The organism is Salegentibacter echinorum (assembly GCF_900129445.1).
Lineage (GTDB): Bacteria > Bacteroidota > Bacteroidia > Flavobacteriales > Flavobacteriaceae > Salegentibacter > Salegentibacter echinorum.
Map to the genome: position 1 here is coordinate 417,524 of NZ_FQVT01000002.1, position 17,719 is coordinate 435,242.

Here is a 17,719-nt window from a genome sequence, read left to right on the forward strand (position 1 = left end):
AGATACAATTGTTATCGCAAGCAGCCTTAATCGTTAAATAAGATATTCGGCTGTTAGTTCTCGTTAGCGGATTATCGGTTGTCAGTTTTATACTTGACCTTGCCTCCGAAGTTTGAAGTTCCAGGTTCGAGGGTTATCAAGTGTCATCGCGAGGACGCAGGACGTGGCGATCTCTTGTTTGTTTTGGAAACTGTTTGGTGTTTATGGTTTATTGTTAAGACTATGAATAACGCGACTGCCCACTGCCACTGCCACTGATTTACCGCTACTGCCAACTGAACAAAATTATCCTTTAACAAATCCTTAGTTTTTAACACTCAAAACCGGCATTTTTTGCTGAAAATTTAGTAAACTTGGCAATCAAAATTCATGCTATAAATTTTATGAAGTTCTCTAAAATATTTGTTGGCTTGCTAATTACAGCAAGCTCAGTAATTTATGCTCAAGACAAGGAAATAAGCCTGGAAGAAATTTATGATGGCACTTTTAGGCAGGAGCGTTTACAATCGCTTCAGTCTTTAAATAACGGGGAGGAATATGTTGTTCTAAACCGTAATCAGGACACCAACACCAGCAGTATAGATGTATATTCCTACGAAACCGGTAAAAAGTTAAGAAGTCTTCTGGATAGTGAAAATTTAGCAGAAATTTCGGGCTTTCAGGGCTTTCAGTTGAGTGATGATGAAAGTAAGATCCTACTTTCTACCAAAGTAGAGCAAATTTATAGACGCTCTTCCCGGGCGGTTTATTACATCTATAATGTAAAGGATCGAAATCTTACCAAATTGAGCGATAAAAAAGTACAGGAGCCTACCTTTTCTCCCGATGCTTCTAAAATCGCCTATGTGTTTGAAAATAATATTTATACCTACAATCTGACTTCAGGAGAAGAAACCCAAATCACTACAGATGGTGAGAAAAATAAAATTATAAACGGGGTTACCGATTGGGTTTATGAAGAAGAGTTTGCGTTTGTAAGGGCTTTTGCCTGGAATAAAACCGGAACTCACATTGCTTACCTTAAGTTTGATGAATCTGAAGTGCCAGAATTTTCCATGGATATTTTTGGAAAAGACCTGTACCCAACTCAACAGGTTTTTAAATACCCAAAAGCCGGAGAGAAAAACTCTGAAGTAGCTTTGTATATGTATGAACTATCTTCAGAAAAAAATGAGAAAGTTAAACTGGGAGATTACCAGGATTTCTATATTCCGCGAATAAAATGGACCCAGGATCCCGAAATATTAAGTGTACAGGTGCTTAACAGACACCAAAATAATTTAGATCTTATTTTTGTAGATGCCACTAATAACGAAGCTAATGTGGTAATGAACGAAACCGACGATGCCTATATAGATATTACCGACAATCTTACTTTTCTGGAAGATAATAGCTTTATTTGGACCAGTGAAAAAGATGGCTGGAACCATATTTATCTGTACAACAAAAAAGGTAAACTGAAGAATCAGGTGACAAAAGGAAATTGGGAAGTAACCAATTATTATGGTTATGATAAAAATGCCAATCGCATTTTTTATCAAAGTACCGAAAACGGAAGCGTTAACCGCGATGTTTATTCCATTAAACCCAATGGGAAACGCAAAACCAGACTTACCCAAAAAGAAGGGATGAATAGCGCCGATTTTAGTGCAGACTTCACCTACTTTATCAATTCTTACACCAGTACAGAAACACCTTATGAGTTTACATTGCACAATGCTAAAAACGGCAAATTAGTTAGGAAAATTAAGGATAATTCGGCCTTATTAGAAAAGGAAGCTGCCTATAATTTTTCTGCGAAGGTGTTGAGCACAATAGAAGTAAATGGCAATGAATTAAACATGTGGATGATCAAACCAAAAGATTTTGATCCGAAGAAAAAATATCCATTACTTATGTTCCAATATTCAGGACCCGGTTCCCAATCGGTTTCTAATTCATATTTTGGAACAAATGATTACTGGTACCAGCTACTTGCTAACGAAGGTTATATAATCGCGACAGTAGATGGACGTGGCACCGGATTTAAAGGCGCAGCTTTCAAAAAAGTAACTCAAAAAGAATTGGGTAAATATGAAGTTGAAGATCAAATTGATGCTGCGAAAAAATTAGGGGCAAGAGATTATATAGACGAAGATCGCATTGGTATTTGGGGTTGGAGCTACGGTGGTTTTATGTCTTCTAACGCTATTCTTAAAGGAAACGATACCTTTTCTATGGCAATTGCTGTGGCCCCGGTAATTAGCTGGAGGTTTTACGACTCTATTTATACTGAAAGATATATGACTACCCCACAGGAAAACCCTTCCGGTTATGATGAGAATTCACCAATTAATCACGTGGAGAAATTAAAAGGCGATTACCTGTTAATTCACGGGGGTGGAGACGATAATGTGCATCTGCAAAATACGATGCGAATGGTAGAGGCGCTGGTGCAGGCCAATAAACAATTTGATTGGGCCATTTATCCCGATAGAAATCACGGTATTTACGGTGGCAATACAAGATTGCACTTATACACGCTAATGACGAATTTTATTAAAGAAAAATTATAAATAGGAAATGGCAACAGCAAAAAACAGAGTTCCACAAAAAGAACTATTTGGACATCCAATAGGATTATACATTTTATTTATGACCGAAATGTGGGAACGCTTTTCCTATTATGGAATGCGTGCCATTTTGGTGCTATACCTGGTAAGTGCCACTACCGGTGGAAATGCAGGTTTGGGCTGGACAAGAGCTGAAGCTCTTGCACTCTATGGATGGTATACAATGTTGGTGTATGTAGCTTCTATTCCCGGCGGAATGATTGCAGATAAACTCCTGGGGCAGAAAAAAACCGTGTTATGGGGTGGAGTTGTCCTGGTAGCCGGCCACGGAATCCTGGCCGTAGAACAGATGTGGGCTTTTTACTCTGGGCTTGTGTTAATAATTATTGGTGTGGGAATGTTGAAAGCAAATATTTCTACCATGGTTGGCGGACTTTACAAACCGGGTGACATAAGAAGGGACAAAGGTTTTACCATTTTTTATATTGGGATTAACCTGGGGGCGCTATTATCCAGTTTAATTGTTGGTTATGTTGGGGAAAATATTGGTTGGCACTATGGCTTTGGAATTGCCGGAATTGCCATGGCACTTGGTCTTATTATCTATTGGTGGGGGCAAAAATACCTAACAAATGTTGGGAACCTCCTTTCTAAAGCCGAAAGGGACGAAGGTGCTTCGCTTGGAAATATGTTTAGCGATTTGTTAAAATCACCACTGCAGTTAATAATTACTTCTGTTTTAATGCTTGGTTCTATATATTATCTAATATTCGAATCGATCCCTTACGGGCTATTGTTTATTTTCCTAACCCTTGTGACCGCCCTTATGCTTATGGTATATAAAGAAATCACCACCCAGGTGATGAAAGACCGGTATGTGGTTATGGTGCTTTCATTCTTGCTGGTAGTTGTTTTCTGGGGTGCATTCGAGCAGGCGGGAGGATTAATGAATATCTATGCCGCAGATAAAACAGACCGAACCTTATCGTTTAGTCTTCCATTAATAGGCAATGAAGTTCCTGCCACCTGGTTTCAATCGCTAAATGCCCTGTTTATTATCATCTTTGGGGTTATAATAGCCAATTTCTGGGCTCGCCGAAAGTTAAAAAATAAAGAGGCTTCTTCCATCTTTAAAATGGCAACCGGGGTAATTATAATGGGACTTGGTTTTATCTTTATGGCTTTCGCGGCAAGCGAATATGTGCCGTTTGATAGTAAAGGAGCTATGTACTGGTTGTTATTGGCTTATTTACTGCATACCATTGGGGAATTGTGTTCTTCGCCGGTAGCGCTTTCTTTTATTACTAAACTGGCTCCTGTGAAATATGCTTCATTAATGATGGGGGTTTATTTTGCAGCCACGGGTCTTGGAAATAAGATGGCAGGTGTGATTGGTGAGTTTTCACAGGGTGATCCTATTACCGTAGAATTGGCAACTTCAGAAACTCAAATTTCCAATCATTTTTTAATTGACAATAGCATCTTTGAGAATAAAGAAAATTTTTCTATAAACGCTCAAATATATACTGAAAATGGAGATTTAAAAGTGGTAGATATGGAAACAGGGGAGCCTGTTCTAGACTATTTGAATTTTACTAATAAGAAGGGAATCAATGATATGAAAGAAACCCTGGCTGAAGAAGGAGCAACCGCCCAGGATCCTTATCACGTGATGGTGAAATTTAGACAGAATGATGAAAACACCGGTTATGTGGGTGATTTTATTGTAGATGAAGTGCAAACCGATAGGGAGTTTAGTACGTTTATTGGCATTACAATTTTTACAACTGCGTTTGGTCTTATTGTAATATTTATGCTGAAACCTTTAAAACGTCTTACCCACGGTGTAGAAGACGAGGAAGTTGAAATGCGGGAACAAGAGCAATATGAAATTTCCGATACAGAATCTGATAAAATGTAACCACAATATATATAACTCAAAAAACGTTCTTAATTTAGGAACGTTTTTTGTTTATTAGAGTTCCAAAGAAAAAACACAATGATTAGAATAATTACGATTGCATTTTTGTTTATTGGAATAGGTAACCTACAAGCTCAGGAAATAGAGTGGATGACGATGAATGAGGCGCTGGAAGCCCAGGAAAAAGAACCTAAAAAGATTTTTATGGACGCCTACACACATTGGTGCGGCCCCTGCAAGATGTTAGATAAGAATACCTTTAGCCATAAAGATGTGATTGCTTATATCAATAAGCATTATTACCCGGTTAAATTTAATGCAGAGGGTAATGAAAAGATCGACTTTAAAGGACAGGTTTTTGAAAATCCGCAGTATGATTCCAATCGCAAGGGACGTAATTCACCACACCAATTAACCAGGGCGCTAAAGATTAAAGGCTATCCCAGTTTGGTGTTTTTTGATGAAGAAGCGAATTTGCTGGCGCCGGTTTCTGGGTATAGAACCCCCAAGCAATTGGAACTTTATTTAAAATTGTTTGCCAAAGAAGAATATAAAAAAATGACTTCTCAGGAAGCTTTTGCAAATTATGAGAAGAATTTTGAAGGTACATTTGAATAAATTCCTTTTTAAATTGTAAGAATTGAAAATATTAGAACCTCGTTTAATGAGTAAGATTTAAGTGTTAGTTGATCTTGAGCCTAAGGTTCAATTGAGATGCGAAAAGCCCCGTTTTTAGCCGTATGGTGAAAAGGGGTTTTTTGTTGTTTAGCGGTTTGCCTCCAGCGCTCAACATACGAATAATAATTACTCCCATCTGCAATAATTTGTTTTGGAGCTAATTGTTCGATAAGTCGGTTTAAATTAAGCTTGGGCGAATTTCTTAACAGGATATAATCTGGTTTAAGATGTGGGATTTTATAAACTGCAGCGCTGTCTATAATTAGTAATTCTCTACTCCCAAAGCCTAATATATTGGGAACCGAATCTTCATCAATTTCCTTGATATTCGTAGCGACTTTATAATCCTTCAAACTGTTTTTTGTGACTACTGATGTTTCTATATTATGATATAATTTAAATTCCCTATCAGCTTTTACGCCCAGCATCGTTTTTCTGGATTTGTGAAATATAATTAACTCTGAAGAAAACTGTTTTGCTTTGCTAAAGAGCATACCCGTTTGGAAGAGCACTATTCCGAAGAGAAAAAATAAAAGACTTCTGAAGCTTTTGCGGTAGATCAAAATAATAAAAGCCAGGATAACGAGATATGCGCCTAAACTTTGCCAAATTGTAAAATGGATTTCGGTAAAAACAAAATCTTCTTTTGTTGCGATCCAGCTTATAAAGGTGTTTAGTATGCTTATTAGTGAGCCATAGGCTTCTGCCAGAAAATGAGGTAATAGGTTTAATAAAGATAATACAATCACGAGGATACCTGCGCCCAGAATAATTCCCAGTACGGGGAGGATGACTAAATTCGAGATAAAGAATAGCCCTGGAAATTGATGAAAGTAAAACAAGCTTAAGGGCAACACGCCAATTTGGGCGGCGATACTTGCGCTTAAAATCCCCCATAAATATTTAATCGGTTTAAACTTTGGTTGCCATAGTTTAAAAAGCTTAGGTTGCAGGCATACAATAGCGAAAACCGCGACATAGCTTAATTGAAAACCAACCTGGAAAATAAAATAAGGGTTAATGAGTAGTAAGAAGAACAGCGAGGTAAAAAGACTGTTTAAAACGCTTGTTTTTCGTCTCATTTGCATTCCAACGGCAACAAAGGAAAACATCGTTACAGCGCGGGTCACCGAGGGTGATAACCCCGCCAGCAGTGCAAAACCCCACATAAGTAAGATGAGTAATGTGGTCTTTATATATCGTCCATTTTTAAAGTGCTCCAAAGGTTTTAAAACCCAGGACAATAACAATAAAATAATACCCACGTGCAAGCCCGATACCGCTAAAATATGAATCACGCCTGCTGCGGCATAACTGTCTCGTAATTCCTTTGAAATATCCTGCCGCTTTCCAAGAAGTAAAGCCTGGATAATACCAAGTTCTGTTTTTGAAAACGATTCTTGCTTAAGCTTTTCAATAATTTTGTTCCGGTAGGTTTCAGCATAAGTTCTTAAGTTGTACTTAGGCCTGAAAAGGATAGAAATTTCTGCTGGATTTAGGCTAAGTTGACTTTCTACTCGTTGGTTGTGCATATATTCCCGGTAATTAAATCTATAGGGGTTTAGAGGTTCCCGAATTGTCGATAAGCGAAAACGTACCAGCGCCTTCATTCCCGGTTTTAGTTTATCCACGGCAGAATCCCGATCAATATTCAGTAAGATTTTTCCTGAAATTTGCTTTTCTGAATTTTCAAAAATCAATTTTTCGGCTTCTACGAGGTAGGGTAGGGTGTAGGCATTTTCTTTTAGGCTTTCGGTAATGCTTATTTGAAGGAATTTCGCTTCGGTATTTTTAAAATTTAGATAATGCCTGGGAATATTTTGCGGTTTGTTTAGATGAGCAGTCATAATTCCCAAAACGAATACTAAAACCCAGGTATTTATTCCGAAGAATATATCTTCTAAAATTTGCCGCCTGGCTCTAAAAAAAGCGAAAGAAAAACTGATGAATACAAAGCCGGTAAGAATCCATAGATAAGCACCTGGGATTTGAAGGCTGAATCCCGTAAAGATTCCCAATGTGAGAAAAATAGCAAGTTTTACTAAAAAACCGTTTAAAAATTGCATACCCAAAGCTTTACAATTACACTTTTTTGGGGCGTGCAGGGACTGTTAAGTTACTTAAAAATTACAAAACACGTCTTGCCATTACAAAATGTTCATTCCAGTAATTCTCTGAAAGGGAAGAAATTATGACACCACTGGAGGTGGAAGCGTGAATAAAAAAGATTTGTTGGGCATATACATCTACCACCAAGCCCACGTGATTAATCACTTTTTTATTTTTATTGGTCTCAAAAAAAAGTAAATCCCCCGGTTCAACTTCTTTAATATGAAGACGTTCACCTTCTAAAGACATGGCACGTGAAGTTCGGGGCATAGAAATATCTTCTTCTATAAATGCGGTATAAATAAGCCCCGAGCAGTCCATTCCCCGTTTTGTGGTACCACCATATTTATAGCGAGTGCCCTCAAACTGTTTTGCGGTGGTGATAATATTTGCAATTTTAGGACTTGCTAATGGTATTTCGTTGTTATACGTTTCAGTTGCATCCTTTTCTTCTGCATTAGAATAACGCTTCTCTATGGTGCGGCTATCATCTTTCTTTGTGACTACCCGGGAACCGCCACAGGAAGTTAGGGTAAAAGCTGTGATAGAAAATAGGTATATAAACTTACGTATCATTATTCTTGTTTTGCTCAATAATCGAGATTAAATGTCCCCGGGCTTGTCGCGTAATCAACATAATTTTTTCAGTTTAATGCTGATTAGGCGTGAGCCGGGTTATCTTATGGCTGCCACAATAAGATCTGCAGTCTTTTGGCTGGCTCCTTTTCCTCCCAGTTTTTGTTCCAGGGCATAATAATCTTCAAAAATTTGTTTGCGGCGATCTTTATCCAGGATTTTATCAAGTTCGGTTTTAAGCGTTTTCTTATTAAAATCTTCCTGGATTAGTTCTTTTACCACTTCCCGGTCCATAATGAGATTTACCAACGAAATATAACTAAGGTTTATTATACGCTTGGCAATGTGATAGGAGATAAAGCTACCTTTATAACAAACAACTTCAGGCACTTTAAACAATGCAGTTTCTAAAGTAGCAGTACCAGAGGTAACCAGGGCAGCGGTAGAAAGACTCAAAATATTGTAGGTTTGGTTCATTACCAGTTTTATATTCTTCTTTTTTATAAAAGTGGCATAGAATTCTGTCTCCTGGCTTGGAGCGCCGGCAATGATGAATTGATATTCAGGGAAGTCTTGAGTAATGCTTAACATCACTTCCAGCATTTTGGAGATTTCCTGTTTTCGGCTTCCCGGTAAAACCGCAATTATTGGCCTATCGTCTATCTGGTGTTCCTTTTTAAAGGTAGCGATATCTGGCAGGTCTTTTTGCGCAATTGCATCTATTAATGGATGACCTACAAAATGTACCGGGAAATTATGTTTTTCTTCATAAAATTCTTTTTCAAACGGAAGGATGACATACATGTGATCTACATCGCGTTTAATGGCTTTGATTCTATTTTCCTTCCAGGCCCATATTTGGGGAGAAATATAATAATGGGTTTGAAGTTTTTTCTCTTTAGCCCATTTTGCAATACGCAAATTAAAGCCGGGATAATCTATAAAAATAAGCGCATCTGGTTTAAACTTTAGAATATCCTTCTTGCAAAAAGAAATATTTCTTAGAATGGTTTTAAGGTTAAAAAGCACTTCTACAAAACCCATAAATGCCAGTTCCCGATAGTGTTTTACCAAAGTACCACCCTGTTCTTGCATAAGATCACCACCCCAAAACCGAAATTCGGCATTTGGATCGGTTTTTTTTAGGGCACGCATTAAATTGGATGCGTGCAAATCCCCAGAAGCTTCTCCTGCAATAATATAATACTTCATCTCTTTTTATATTTCAAGGTTCAAAGTTCAAATTTTAGAGGTTAGAAGTTTGAGGTTAACACATAATTCAGACTTTAATATTGCATTTTTGAAAATGAGCAATCTATGTGTCCCAACTGATAACCGACAACTCAAAACCGACTAATAGTTTTCAGTCTCGGTATTCAAGATGCAAAAGTACATCAAACTCTAAGTCACAAACCATAAACGTTCTATTACAAAATTTTGGAAACGAAAATAGCAATAGCTGCGATGATTGAAGCGAAAAGTACGCCTCTTGCGCGATAAATTTCTTTCTTCCGAAGAAAAAGAAAAAATGGTAAAAAGTTTAAAATCGCGCCCAAAGCAATAATCTTCCCAATATAGCCATTGGTTATGGCATCGTCTAAAGTCTCGTCTATTCCCATAGTTGAAAATATAAGGATATAGAGAAAAACCCCACCTATATTTGACGCTATCCCGGTTAGAAAACCAATAAAAATATGCTGTTTAATCATCCTGAAACTCCCAATTGTTTAAGCGGTCGAGAAAGTGGTGGGCGGTAAGATCAAATTGCACCGGAACTACAGACACATAACCATTACTAAGCGCCCACTCATCGGTATCCTGCCCGTCGTCTTTATTTACAAATTTCCCAGAAAGCCAATAATAATCGCGCCCCTGCGGATTTGTCCTCTTATCGAAAGCTTCTTCCCAATGGGCATTTGCCTGCCGGCATACTTTAATTCCCTTAATTTTTGAAGCCGGTAATTTAGGTAGGTTTACATTGAGTACCACGCCTTTGGGCAAACCGTTTTTAAGTACGTTCTTTGTTATCGCTTTTACATATTTTTTAGTCGGTTCAAAATCGGCATTTAGGGAGTAGTCCAGTAAAGAAAATCCTATTGCAGGAATTCCTTCTATTCCGGCTTCAACTGCAGCACTCATGGTTCCGGAATAAATCACGTTTATAGAACTGTTAGAACCATGGTTTATTCCGCTCACGCAAAGGTCTGGCTTGCGTCCCAATATCTCTTGTGTTGCGATCTTTACACAATCTGTAGGCGTGCCAGAACAGCTGTATTCTTTATGCTTGTAACTTTCTTTAATGACCACCTGTTCACAGAATAAGGCGTCGCTAATGGTGATCGCGTGCCCCATGCCACTTTGAGGGCTATCTGGCGCTACTACCACAACATCTCCCAGTTCTTTCATTACCTCAATTAAACTGCGTATTCCCGGTGCCGTAATGCCATCATCATTGGTTACCAAAATTAACGGCTTTTTATTTTCCATAACTTTATTTTTTCTTTGAGCTAAAATACTAATTTCCGCAAGAAAGCTTAACTTAGTAGTTTAACAAATTATTAGTGCTAATTAAACTTAATGGCACAATTTTTAATGTACTTTGGTTGCCCTTAATGACGAAATATATGCGATTTATGAAAAGGAATTTTAAACTTTTAGTGGTTTTAGTGCTAATGGCCGCCACTGCCTGTAGTTTTACAACAAAAAATTTTGATGATCCCAATAAAGATAAGCTTTTAATAGACCTAATTACTTATGTACTTAATGAAGGTCACTATGACGCTAAAAATATAGATGATGAGTTTTCTAAAGGTGTTTATGATAAGTACCTTTCCAGCCTGGATGGTTCTAAGCGCTTTTTTTATCAAAAAGATATAGAAGAATTTGATAAATATAAAGAAAAAATAGACGACCAGATTAAAAATAAGGAGATAAGCTTTTTCGATCTTACTTACCAACGCTTGCTAAAACGCTCCAAAGAAGCGCAGGATATTTATAAAAAGATTCTCGCCGAGCCTTTTGATTTTTCAAAAGATGAAACAATTAGGACCGATTATTCGGAGCTGCCCTATGTTTCTTCTAAAAAGGAATTGAAGGAGCGCTGGAAGCAACAGTTAAAATTCTCCACGCTTATTACCTATCACGATAAGAAAGAAGATGAGAAGAAAAAGAAAGAAGAAGATCCCGATTATGAGATGAAATCTGATGAAGAGCTGGAAAAAGATGCGCGTGACGTGACCTTAACTTCGTTAAATGAATACTACGATTTTACAGATGATTTGGAGCGTAAAGATTATTTCGCTTTATACATCAATTCTATTGTAGAACGCTTTGATCCCCATACTTTTTATTTTGCGCCGCAGGATAAAGATCGCTTCGATATCGCGATGTCTGGAAAACTGGAGGGTATTGGTGCGAGGCTTCAAAAGAAGAGTGACAATATTACCGTAATGGAAGTAATTTCTGGCGGTCCCGCCTGGAGAGGAGAAGAACTTGCTGAAGGAGACCAGATATTAAAAGTAAAACAGGAAGATGAAGAAGAGCCGGTAAGTATTGTTGGGATGCGTTTGGCAGATGCAGTAGAGCTTATTAAAGGGCCTAAAGACTCTAAAGTAACTCTTACCGTAAGAAAAAAATTGATGGGTAATATTGAAGAAATTACCATTACGCGGGATGTTGTAGAGATTGAAGAAACTTATGCAAAAACTGCTATGGTAGATCAAGGTGACCAGAGGTTTGGAGTGATAAATCTGCCAAAATTCTATTTTGACATGGAAGATTATGATGCGCGTAACGCGGCTTCAGATATCAAAAAAGACATTATTCGTTTAAAAGAGCAGAATATGGACGGCCTGGTATTAGACCTTAGAAATAACGGGGGTGGTTCGCTTAAAACCGTGGTAGATATCGCAGGACTTTTTATCGAAGAAGGACCTATTGTACAGGTGAAATCGAACGGAAAGCGTCAGGAAGTACTTTCAGACGAAGATCCTTCAATTTTATGGGATGGTCCACTTGTGATTTTGGTAAATGAACTTTCGGCTTCCGCTTCAGAAATACTAGCAGGGGCAATGCAGGATTATAAACGAGCGATCATTATTGGTAGCAAACAAACCTATGGAAAAGGAACCGTTCAAAATGTAATAGACCTAAATAGATGGTTGAGAAGTAATGAGTTTGGAGATGTAGGTGCATTAAAATTAACCACGCAAAAATTTTACCGGGTTAACGGGGGATCCACCCAGTTAGAAGGTGTGAAAAGTGATGTGGTGGTGCCAGATAGGTATAGCTTTGTTGATATTGGGGAGAAAGACCAGGACAACCCTTTGCCCTGGGATAAAATTGAACCTGCAAATTATAATGAATGGGAAGGTTTAACCAATTATGAAGGGGTAATCTCCAGTAGTAAACAACGAATGGAATCTAACAAACAACTGCAATTAATAGAAGATCATGCGCGTTGGATCAAGAAACAAAGTGAGGACGATAGTCATTCTTTAAACTTTGAGGAATATGCCGAGACAGCACTTAGAAATAAGGAACTGGCAAAACGCTTTGATTCTATTAAGAATTATAAAACAAACTTAACTTATAGATCCCTGCCTTATGAAAAAGAGCTTTTTGTAAATGACACTATTTTAGAAGAGAAAAGAGATCGTTGGCATAGTAATTTAAGTAAGGATGTATATATGGAAGAGGCACTACACGTCCTTTCTGATATGATGAACAGTAAAAAAGAGAATGGTAAGTTGGCAAAAGTAGAAGATTAATTTTTCTGCGGAAATAATAAAAAAGCGTTTCAGGAATGAAGCGCTTTTTTATTATTAATATACGACTGTTTATGATCTGTAACTAAGCACGTGATTTTCCTATAGGATTTTTCTGAGTATTTATTTTTATATTGTAAAAAATACACCGACAAATGAACGAGTCTGATTGAGTCCTTACTTGACTTGGTTAATTTGTATAATTATTCAATTCTAAAAAAATATGCGATTTTTGCCTTACCTAAAATATTTATTTTTTGCCATAGGTGTTATTATTACGGCATTGTATATATGGGACAATAATTATATAAATAAATATATTCTTGCTGGTAGTTACTTTTTATTTTTCCTCGTAACTATCTTAGATAAGTATGAAAAGCGACGGATTTCTATATCACGCGAAGAAAAAAGAGAAATTGCAAAAAGCGACCGATTCAGATAAATAATGAGCTTGTAAAAGATAAGATATCTAGCTAGAAGCTTTGATTTCTGCTGCTATCAGATTTAAAAGTTAGAACATTCAGTTTCATTAAAAAAGATTGGTTATACATATAAGAACTTTTGATCTAGGATCTTCAAAAATCCAAACGCCATATTATGCTAAAAAGAAAATACATTTATCCTTTGTTGATTTTAATTGTAGCTGCGATCCTGTTACTGGTAGATCGCTGTAATTAATGGGCCATTCTATCGGCGTCCAGTTTTATAAAAATAAACAAAAGAATGGTAAAGGCCCATAATCCTGAGCCGCCATAACTTAAAAAGGGGAGAGGAATACCTACGGTGGGGAATATACCTATAACCATGCCTATATTTACCATAAAGTGGATAAAGAGAATACCTACCACACTATAACCATAAACACGGTTAAAAGTAGAACGCTGCCTTTCAGAAAGGTAAATGAGCCGTAATAGAAGGACGATAAAGAGTGCCAGGATAAAAACGCTCCCAACAAACCCCCATTCCTCACCTACGGTACTAAAAATATAATCTGTGTGTTGCTCTGGTACAAAATGACCTTTTGTTTGAGTGCCTTCTGTCCAGCCTTTTCCAAACCATCCCCCACTACCAATGGCAATCTCACTCTGGTTGGTATTATAACCAATCCCGCGGGCATCTACTTCTTTTCCCAGTACAATATTAAAGCGGTCTCTGTGATGCTGCTTAAAAACGTTCTCAAAGACATAATTTACCGATAAAGAAAAACCTACCGCTACACCTGCAAAAAACAGGTATTTAATAATATTTGGTCTTCTTTTTAAATTCTTGAGATACACTAAAATAGCAATTAGCACAATCCCTGCAATTACCCATATTGGACCAAAAGCCAGTGTAGCCACAAATAAACTGGCTGCAAAGAAACCGAGTAATAAATAGGCAAAATGTAGACCTTCCCGGTAAAGTGCGAAGGCAAAAGAAAAATAAATAAGGGCGCTACCGGCATCTGGTTGAAGGAGTACCAAAATCATGGGTAGTGCGATAATCACAAATACTCCCATTTGATGCTTAAAATCCCTAATATCGGTTTGTATTCCGCTTAAATATTTAGCTACAGCAAGCGCTGTGGCAGCTTTGGCAAATTCTGCCGGTTGAATACTTACAGGGCCAATTTGATACCAGGCCGTTTGTCCCGCAATAGTACTTCCAAAAATAAATAGTCCTGCCAGGCTTACCAGGCTAATGGCGTAGATCACACTGGAAAAACGCTGATAAAACTTGGCCTCTATAGAAAGTAAAATGACTATAAGAATTACGCTTAAGACAATCCAAAGTCCCTGTTTACTATAAATTTGATTGAATTCAAAGAAATCCTGGGAAGATTGTGCCGAAGAAGCAGAGTATATATTTGCCCAGCCAAAGCCTACCAGTAAAAAATAAATAAAAATAGTTGTCCAGTCGAAACTTGCGTTGCTTCTGCTCATTTATTGATTTATTATAAAAGGTTCCCCACTTAATGGCTTGGCATATTCATCTTCCAGACTGTGACTTAAGATCCAGTCTTCCAAATCTGTTCGGGTTATCTCTCTTTTTATATATTTCTCAATCATTAAGCTGGCTATCTTACCGGCATAGCGGCTTCCCCAATAACCGTTTTCTACAAAAACGGCCAGGGCTATTTTTGGATTTTCCACTGGTGCAAAAGCAACAAAGATAGAATGATCGGTAAGCTGTACACGTTTTCCGTCAATTCTGGTAAAATTCTCAGCAGTTCCTGTTTTTCCGGCAATTTCTATATCGGGAATCTGCATCCTGCTGGCAGTACCGCTTTTATAAACCTTGTGCATTCCTTCTACTACCGGTTTAAAATTTTCTGGATCTATCGTAGTATGATTTTTTACCGTAAAGCGCTCTTCTTTGATGGGGTCACCTTCAATTTTCTTTAAAATATGCGGAGTGTAGTACCAGCCGTGATTGGCAATAGTAGCCGTCATGTTAGCTAATTGAATGGGCGTCATTAAAACTTCGCCCTGGCCAATCGCATTAGAGAGGGTTGCCGTAGAATACCATTTATAAGTGGGATAATTATAAATTTTATTATAATAATCGGCATCGGGGATTTTTCCCGGCCTGCCGGTACTTAAGTCATTCCCTAAATATTGACCAAACCCAAAACTTTCCAAATGGTCGTGCCACGTATTCATTCCTTCTTGTGGGGTGGGGTATTTTTCAATAACCTTTCTATACACATTGGCAAAATAGGCATTACAGGATTGGGCAATCCCATCTACCATCGCTAAAGGACTACGATGGGCATGACAACCCATTCTTCTTCCTCTTCCGTAGGAATAACCGTGGTTGCATTGAAAACTATCAGTAGTATCTACTACGTTTTCCTGTAAGGCTATTAAAGCATTTACGGCTTTAAAAGGTGAACCGGGAGGATATTCAGCTAAAAGTCCGCGATCATAAAGTGGGCGGGCAATAGAGTCGTAATAAAGTTTGGTGTAATTTGGGGATCTTTTCCTTCCCACCAATAAAGAAGGATCATAACTCGGTGCCGTGATCATAGAAAGGATTTCACCGGTTCCCGGTTCTATAGCGACAATTCCACCGCGTTTATTTTCCATTAATTTTTCACCATAAGCCTGTAGCTCTGCATCTATAGTAATATTAATATCTTTTCCTTTGGTTGGAAGCGTGTCATAAATCCCGTCTTTGTAACTACCTATATCCCTGTTAAACCTATCCTTCTGAATATATTTTACCCCTTTTTCTCCGCGTAACAGCTCTTCGTAAGTTTTCTCTACCCCGCTACGGCCAATAAGGTCTCCTGAAATATAATAAGGATTGTCATTTATAATTTGCTGATTTACCTGTGCGATATAGCCTAAAACATTGGCACTGTGGTCCACCTGGTAGTCACGTAGCGATCGTTTTTGTATGTAAAAGCCTTCATATTTACGCATTTTTTCCTGCAAAATTGCATATTCAGCTTTGGTAAGTTGCGGTATAATTACCGAAGGCAATAACGGGGAGTAAATCTTCGCCTTATCTAAGCGTTTTGCCAATTCATTGGGCTCAATACTTAAAATCTCACAAAACTCGGTGGTATCAAAAGGTTTTAAATTTCGCGGAATTGCCATGACATCATAAGAAGGCTGGTTAGAGACCATTAAGCTGTCGTTTCTATCGTAAATATAACCCCGCTGCGGGTAATCGTAAACTATTTCAATAGCATTATCCTGCGATCGCACCGAAAAGGACTCATCCATGATTTGCAGGTAGAATAAACGCGCCAGAAAAGCAATTCCCGTGGTTATGATAATAATGTAAAGCAGTAATTTTCTCATCTATATTTTTTGCTGAAGACCGCCAGGCTTAGAATAATTGTTAGGACACTAAAGATACTTGAAAATAACGTCTTCTTTAGCACTATTATTATATGATTTAAGCTGAACATTTCCAAAGAAAAAAGAATAAAATGATGAATTAAAATGCTTAGAAAAATGTAAGTGAGTCTTGCCCCAAATGGGGTAGTGGACAATCTAAGATTTTGGTGATCATAGCTTATCCCAAAAGAAAAGCGCAATAAGTGCGGTCTAACAAAAGCAATAACCACACAAGCTGCGGCGTGAATCCCCCCGCTATCTTCAAAAAGATCTATGCTGAACCCCAGTAAAAATGCAAGTACTAGAAAAAGGCTATGATTGCTGTTAAAAGGATATAATAACAGAAAGAGCACGTATAAATAGGGGTTTATATATCCTAAAAAATTAATGTTATTTAGAATAAGTACCTGTATGAGGACCAGCCCCACAAACCTAATGATATTTTTAAAGATACTACTGTTCATTCTCGGCTTCTAAAGATCGTATTTCTTCCTTTTCCCGGTTTTCAATCACATATACGTAACCAATATTGGTCATATCATTGAAAAGCTTCACGTTAATTTGATAATAGCTCTCGCTTTGGTCCAGTGTAAAGTCCTGGATGCTTCCAATGGGAATTCCTGCCGGGAAAATGAGTGATCTTCCACCGGTAACGATGGTGTCGCCTTCTTTTACAGGAGCCTGTCTTGGCACGTCTATAAGTTGTACCAGGTTGGGGTTTTTGCCATTCCAAACAAGGCTGCCAAAATGATTCGTTTTATTTAATTGCGCATTAATTCGGGATTCTGAATTAAGAATAGAAATTACCCGGGAAAATTTATTGTTAACCCTATCTACAATGCCTATTACACCTTTACTGGTAATTACACCAAACTCTGATTCTATGCCGTTTGCAGCCCCTTGATTTAAAGTGAGGTAATTATTGGGCTTGGCATAATTGTTATTGATTACCCTGGCGGTCCTAAAATAATATGTGCCTTCAAAACTACTGGTATCACTATGATTTTCTACCGAAATGGTATCACTAAGATTCGTGAGTGTATTGCGCAACTTTTTGTTTTCCTCCAGCAGGCGTTTATTGTATTCATCTAAATGCATATAAGTATCAAAATCATTGGCCCAGGAATAGATGCCCCCGGTAAGGCCATTGGCAGAACTTATAAATTTGCTTTTGTGAAAAGAATGGGTCTGGATGGTAAAAAAAATAGCTAATGCGAGCAGAAACAAGAATAGGATATTATTCTTATTTCGGATAAGAAAATTAAAAATTTGCTGCATAAAACTACC

General features: G+C 37.7%; 13 protein-coding genes. 4 read left to right on the forward strand and 9 right to left on the reverse strand.

What is annotated here, in order from left to right:
• Positions 1-383 precede the first annotated feature (383 nt).
• From BUA71_RS05435 to BUA71_RS05445, 3 genes are all read left to right on the forward strand, one after another.
• A complete protein-coding gene (locus tag BUA71_RS05435; RefSeq protein WP_072877512.1) occupies positions 384-2,555 on the forward strand; it encodes a S9 family peptidase in 2,172 nt (723 codons plus the stop codon).
• A gap of 7 nt (positions 2,556-2,562) precedes the next feature.
• On the forward strand, positions 2,563-4,473 hold the full coding sequence (locus BUA71_RS05440) for a peptide MFS transporter (RefSeq protein ID WP_072877514.1): 1,911 nt from the start codon (positions 2,563-2,565) through the stop codon (positions 4,471-4,473).
• A gap of 78 nt (positions 4,474-4,551) precedes the next feature.
• Positions 4,552-5,091, forward strand: a complete 540-nt coding sequence (locus tag BUA71_RS05445) for a thioredoxin family protein (RefSeq protein ID WP_072877516.1) — start codon at positions 4,552-4,554, stop codon at positions 5,089-5,091.
• 80 nt (positions 5,092-5,171) lie between these two features.
• Here the strand turns inward: BUA71_RS05445 and BUA71_RS05450 are convergent, their stop codons facing one another.
• From BUA71_RS05450 to surE, 5 genes are all read right to left on the reverse strand, one after another.
• Positions 5,172-7,217: a ComEC/Rec2 family competence protein gene (locus BUA71_RS05450; RefSeq protein WP_072877518.1), complete on the reverse strand. Its 2,046-nt coding sequence runs from the start codon at positions 7,215-7,217 to the stop codon at positions 5,172-5,174.
• Positions 7,218-7,278: 61 nt separating this feature from the next.
• A complete protein-coding gene (locus tag BUA71_RS05455) occupies positions 7,279-7,836 on the reverse strand; it encodes a C40 family peptidase (RefSeq protein ID WP_072877520.1) in 558 nt (185 codons plus the stop codon).
• A 99-nt stretch (positions 7,837-7,935) separates the two neighbouring features.
• Complete coding sequence (gene lpxB / locus BUA71_RS05460; protein ID WP_072877522.1) at positions 7,936-9,048, reverse strand: lipid-A-disaccharide synthase; 1,113 nt, start codon at positions 9,046-9,048, stop codon at positions 7,936-7,938.
• Between the two features lie 215 nt (positions 9,049-9,263).
• On the reverse strand, positions 9,264-9,545 hold the full coding sequence (locus tag BUA71_RS05465; RefSeq protein WP_072877523.1) for a hypothetical protein: 282 nt from the start codon (positions 9,543-9,545) through the stop codon (positions 9,264-9,266).
• Positions 9,538-10,323, reverse strand: coding sequence for a 5'/3'-nucleotidase SurE (surE, locus tag BUA71_RS05470; RefSeq protein WP_072877526.1), 786 nt, complete (start codon positions 10,321-10,323; stop codon positions 9,538-9,540). Before surE ends, BUA71_RS05465 begins: the two co-directional genes overlap by 8 nt.
• A gap of 146 nt (positions 10,324-10,469) precedes the next feature.
• Between surE and BUA71_RS05475 the strand changes: the two genes are divergently transcribed.
• The gene (locus tag BUA71_RS05475) at positions 10,470-12,605 is read left to right on the forward strand and encodes a carboxy terminal-processing peptidase (RefSeq protein WP_072877528.1); all 2,136 of its coding nucleotides are present in this window, start codon (positions 10,470-10,472) and stop codon (positions 12,603-12,605) included.
• 671 nt (positions 12,606-13,276) lie between these two features.
• Here BUA71_RS05475 and rodA read toward each other — a convergent pair.
• Genes rodA through mreC form a run of 4 tightly spaced genes read right to left on the reverse strand, consistent with a single transcriptional unit; the run spans position 13,277 to position 17,710 of the window.
• Complete coding sequence (rodA, locus tag BUA71_RS05485) at positions 13,277-14,524, reverse strand: rod shape-determining protein RodA (protein WP_072877532.1); 1,248 nt, start codon at positions 14,522-14,524, stop codon at positions 13,277-13,279.
• A complete protein-coding gene (gene mrdA, locus BUA71_RS05490) occupies positions 14,525-16,393 on the reverse strand; it encodes a penicillin-binding protein 2 (protein WP_072877534.1) in 1,869 nt (622 codons plus the stop codon).
• Positions 16,390-16,896, reverse strand: coding sequence for a rod shape-determining protein MreD (locus BUA71_RS05495; RefSeq protein WP_072877536.1), 507 nt, complete (start codon positions 16,894-16,896; stop codon positions 16,390-16,392). Before BUA71_RS05495 ends, mrdA begins: the two co-directional genes overlap by 4 nt.
• Positions 16,886-17,710 carry a rod shape-determining protein MreC gene (gene mreC, locus BUA71_RS05500; protein ID WP_072877538.1) on the reverse strand — a complete coding sequence of 275 codons (825 nt, stop codon included), beginning with the start codon at positions 17,708-17,710 and terminating at the stop codon, positions 16,886-16,888. Before mreC ends, BUA71_RS05495 begins: the two co-directional genes overlap by 11 nt.
• Between the last annotated feature and the right edge of the window lie 9 nt (positions 17,711-17,719).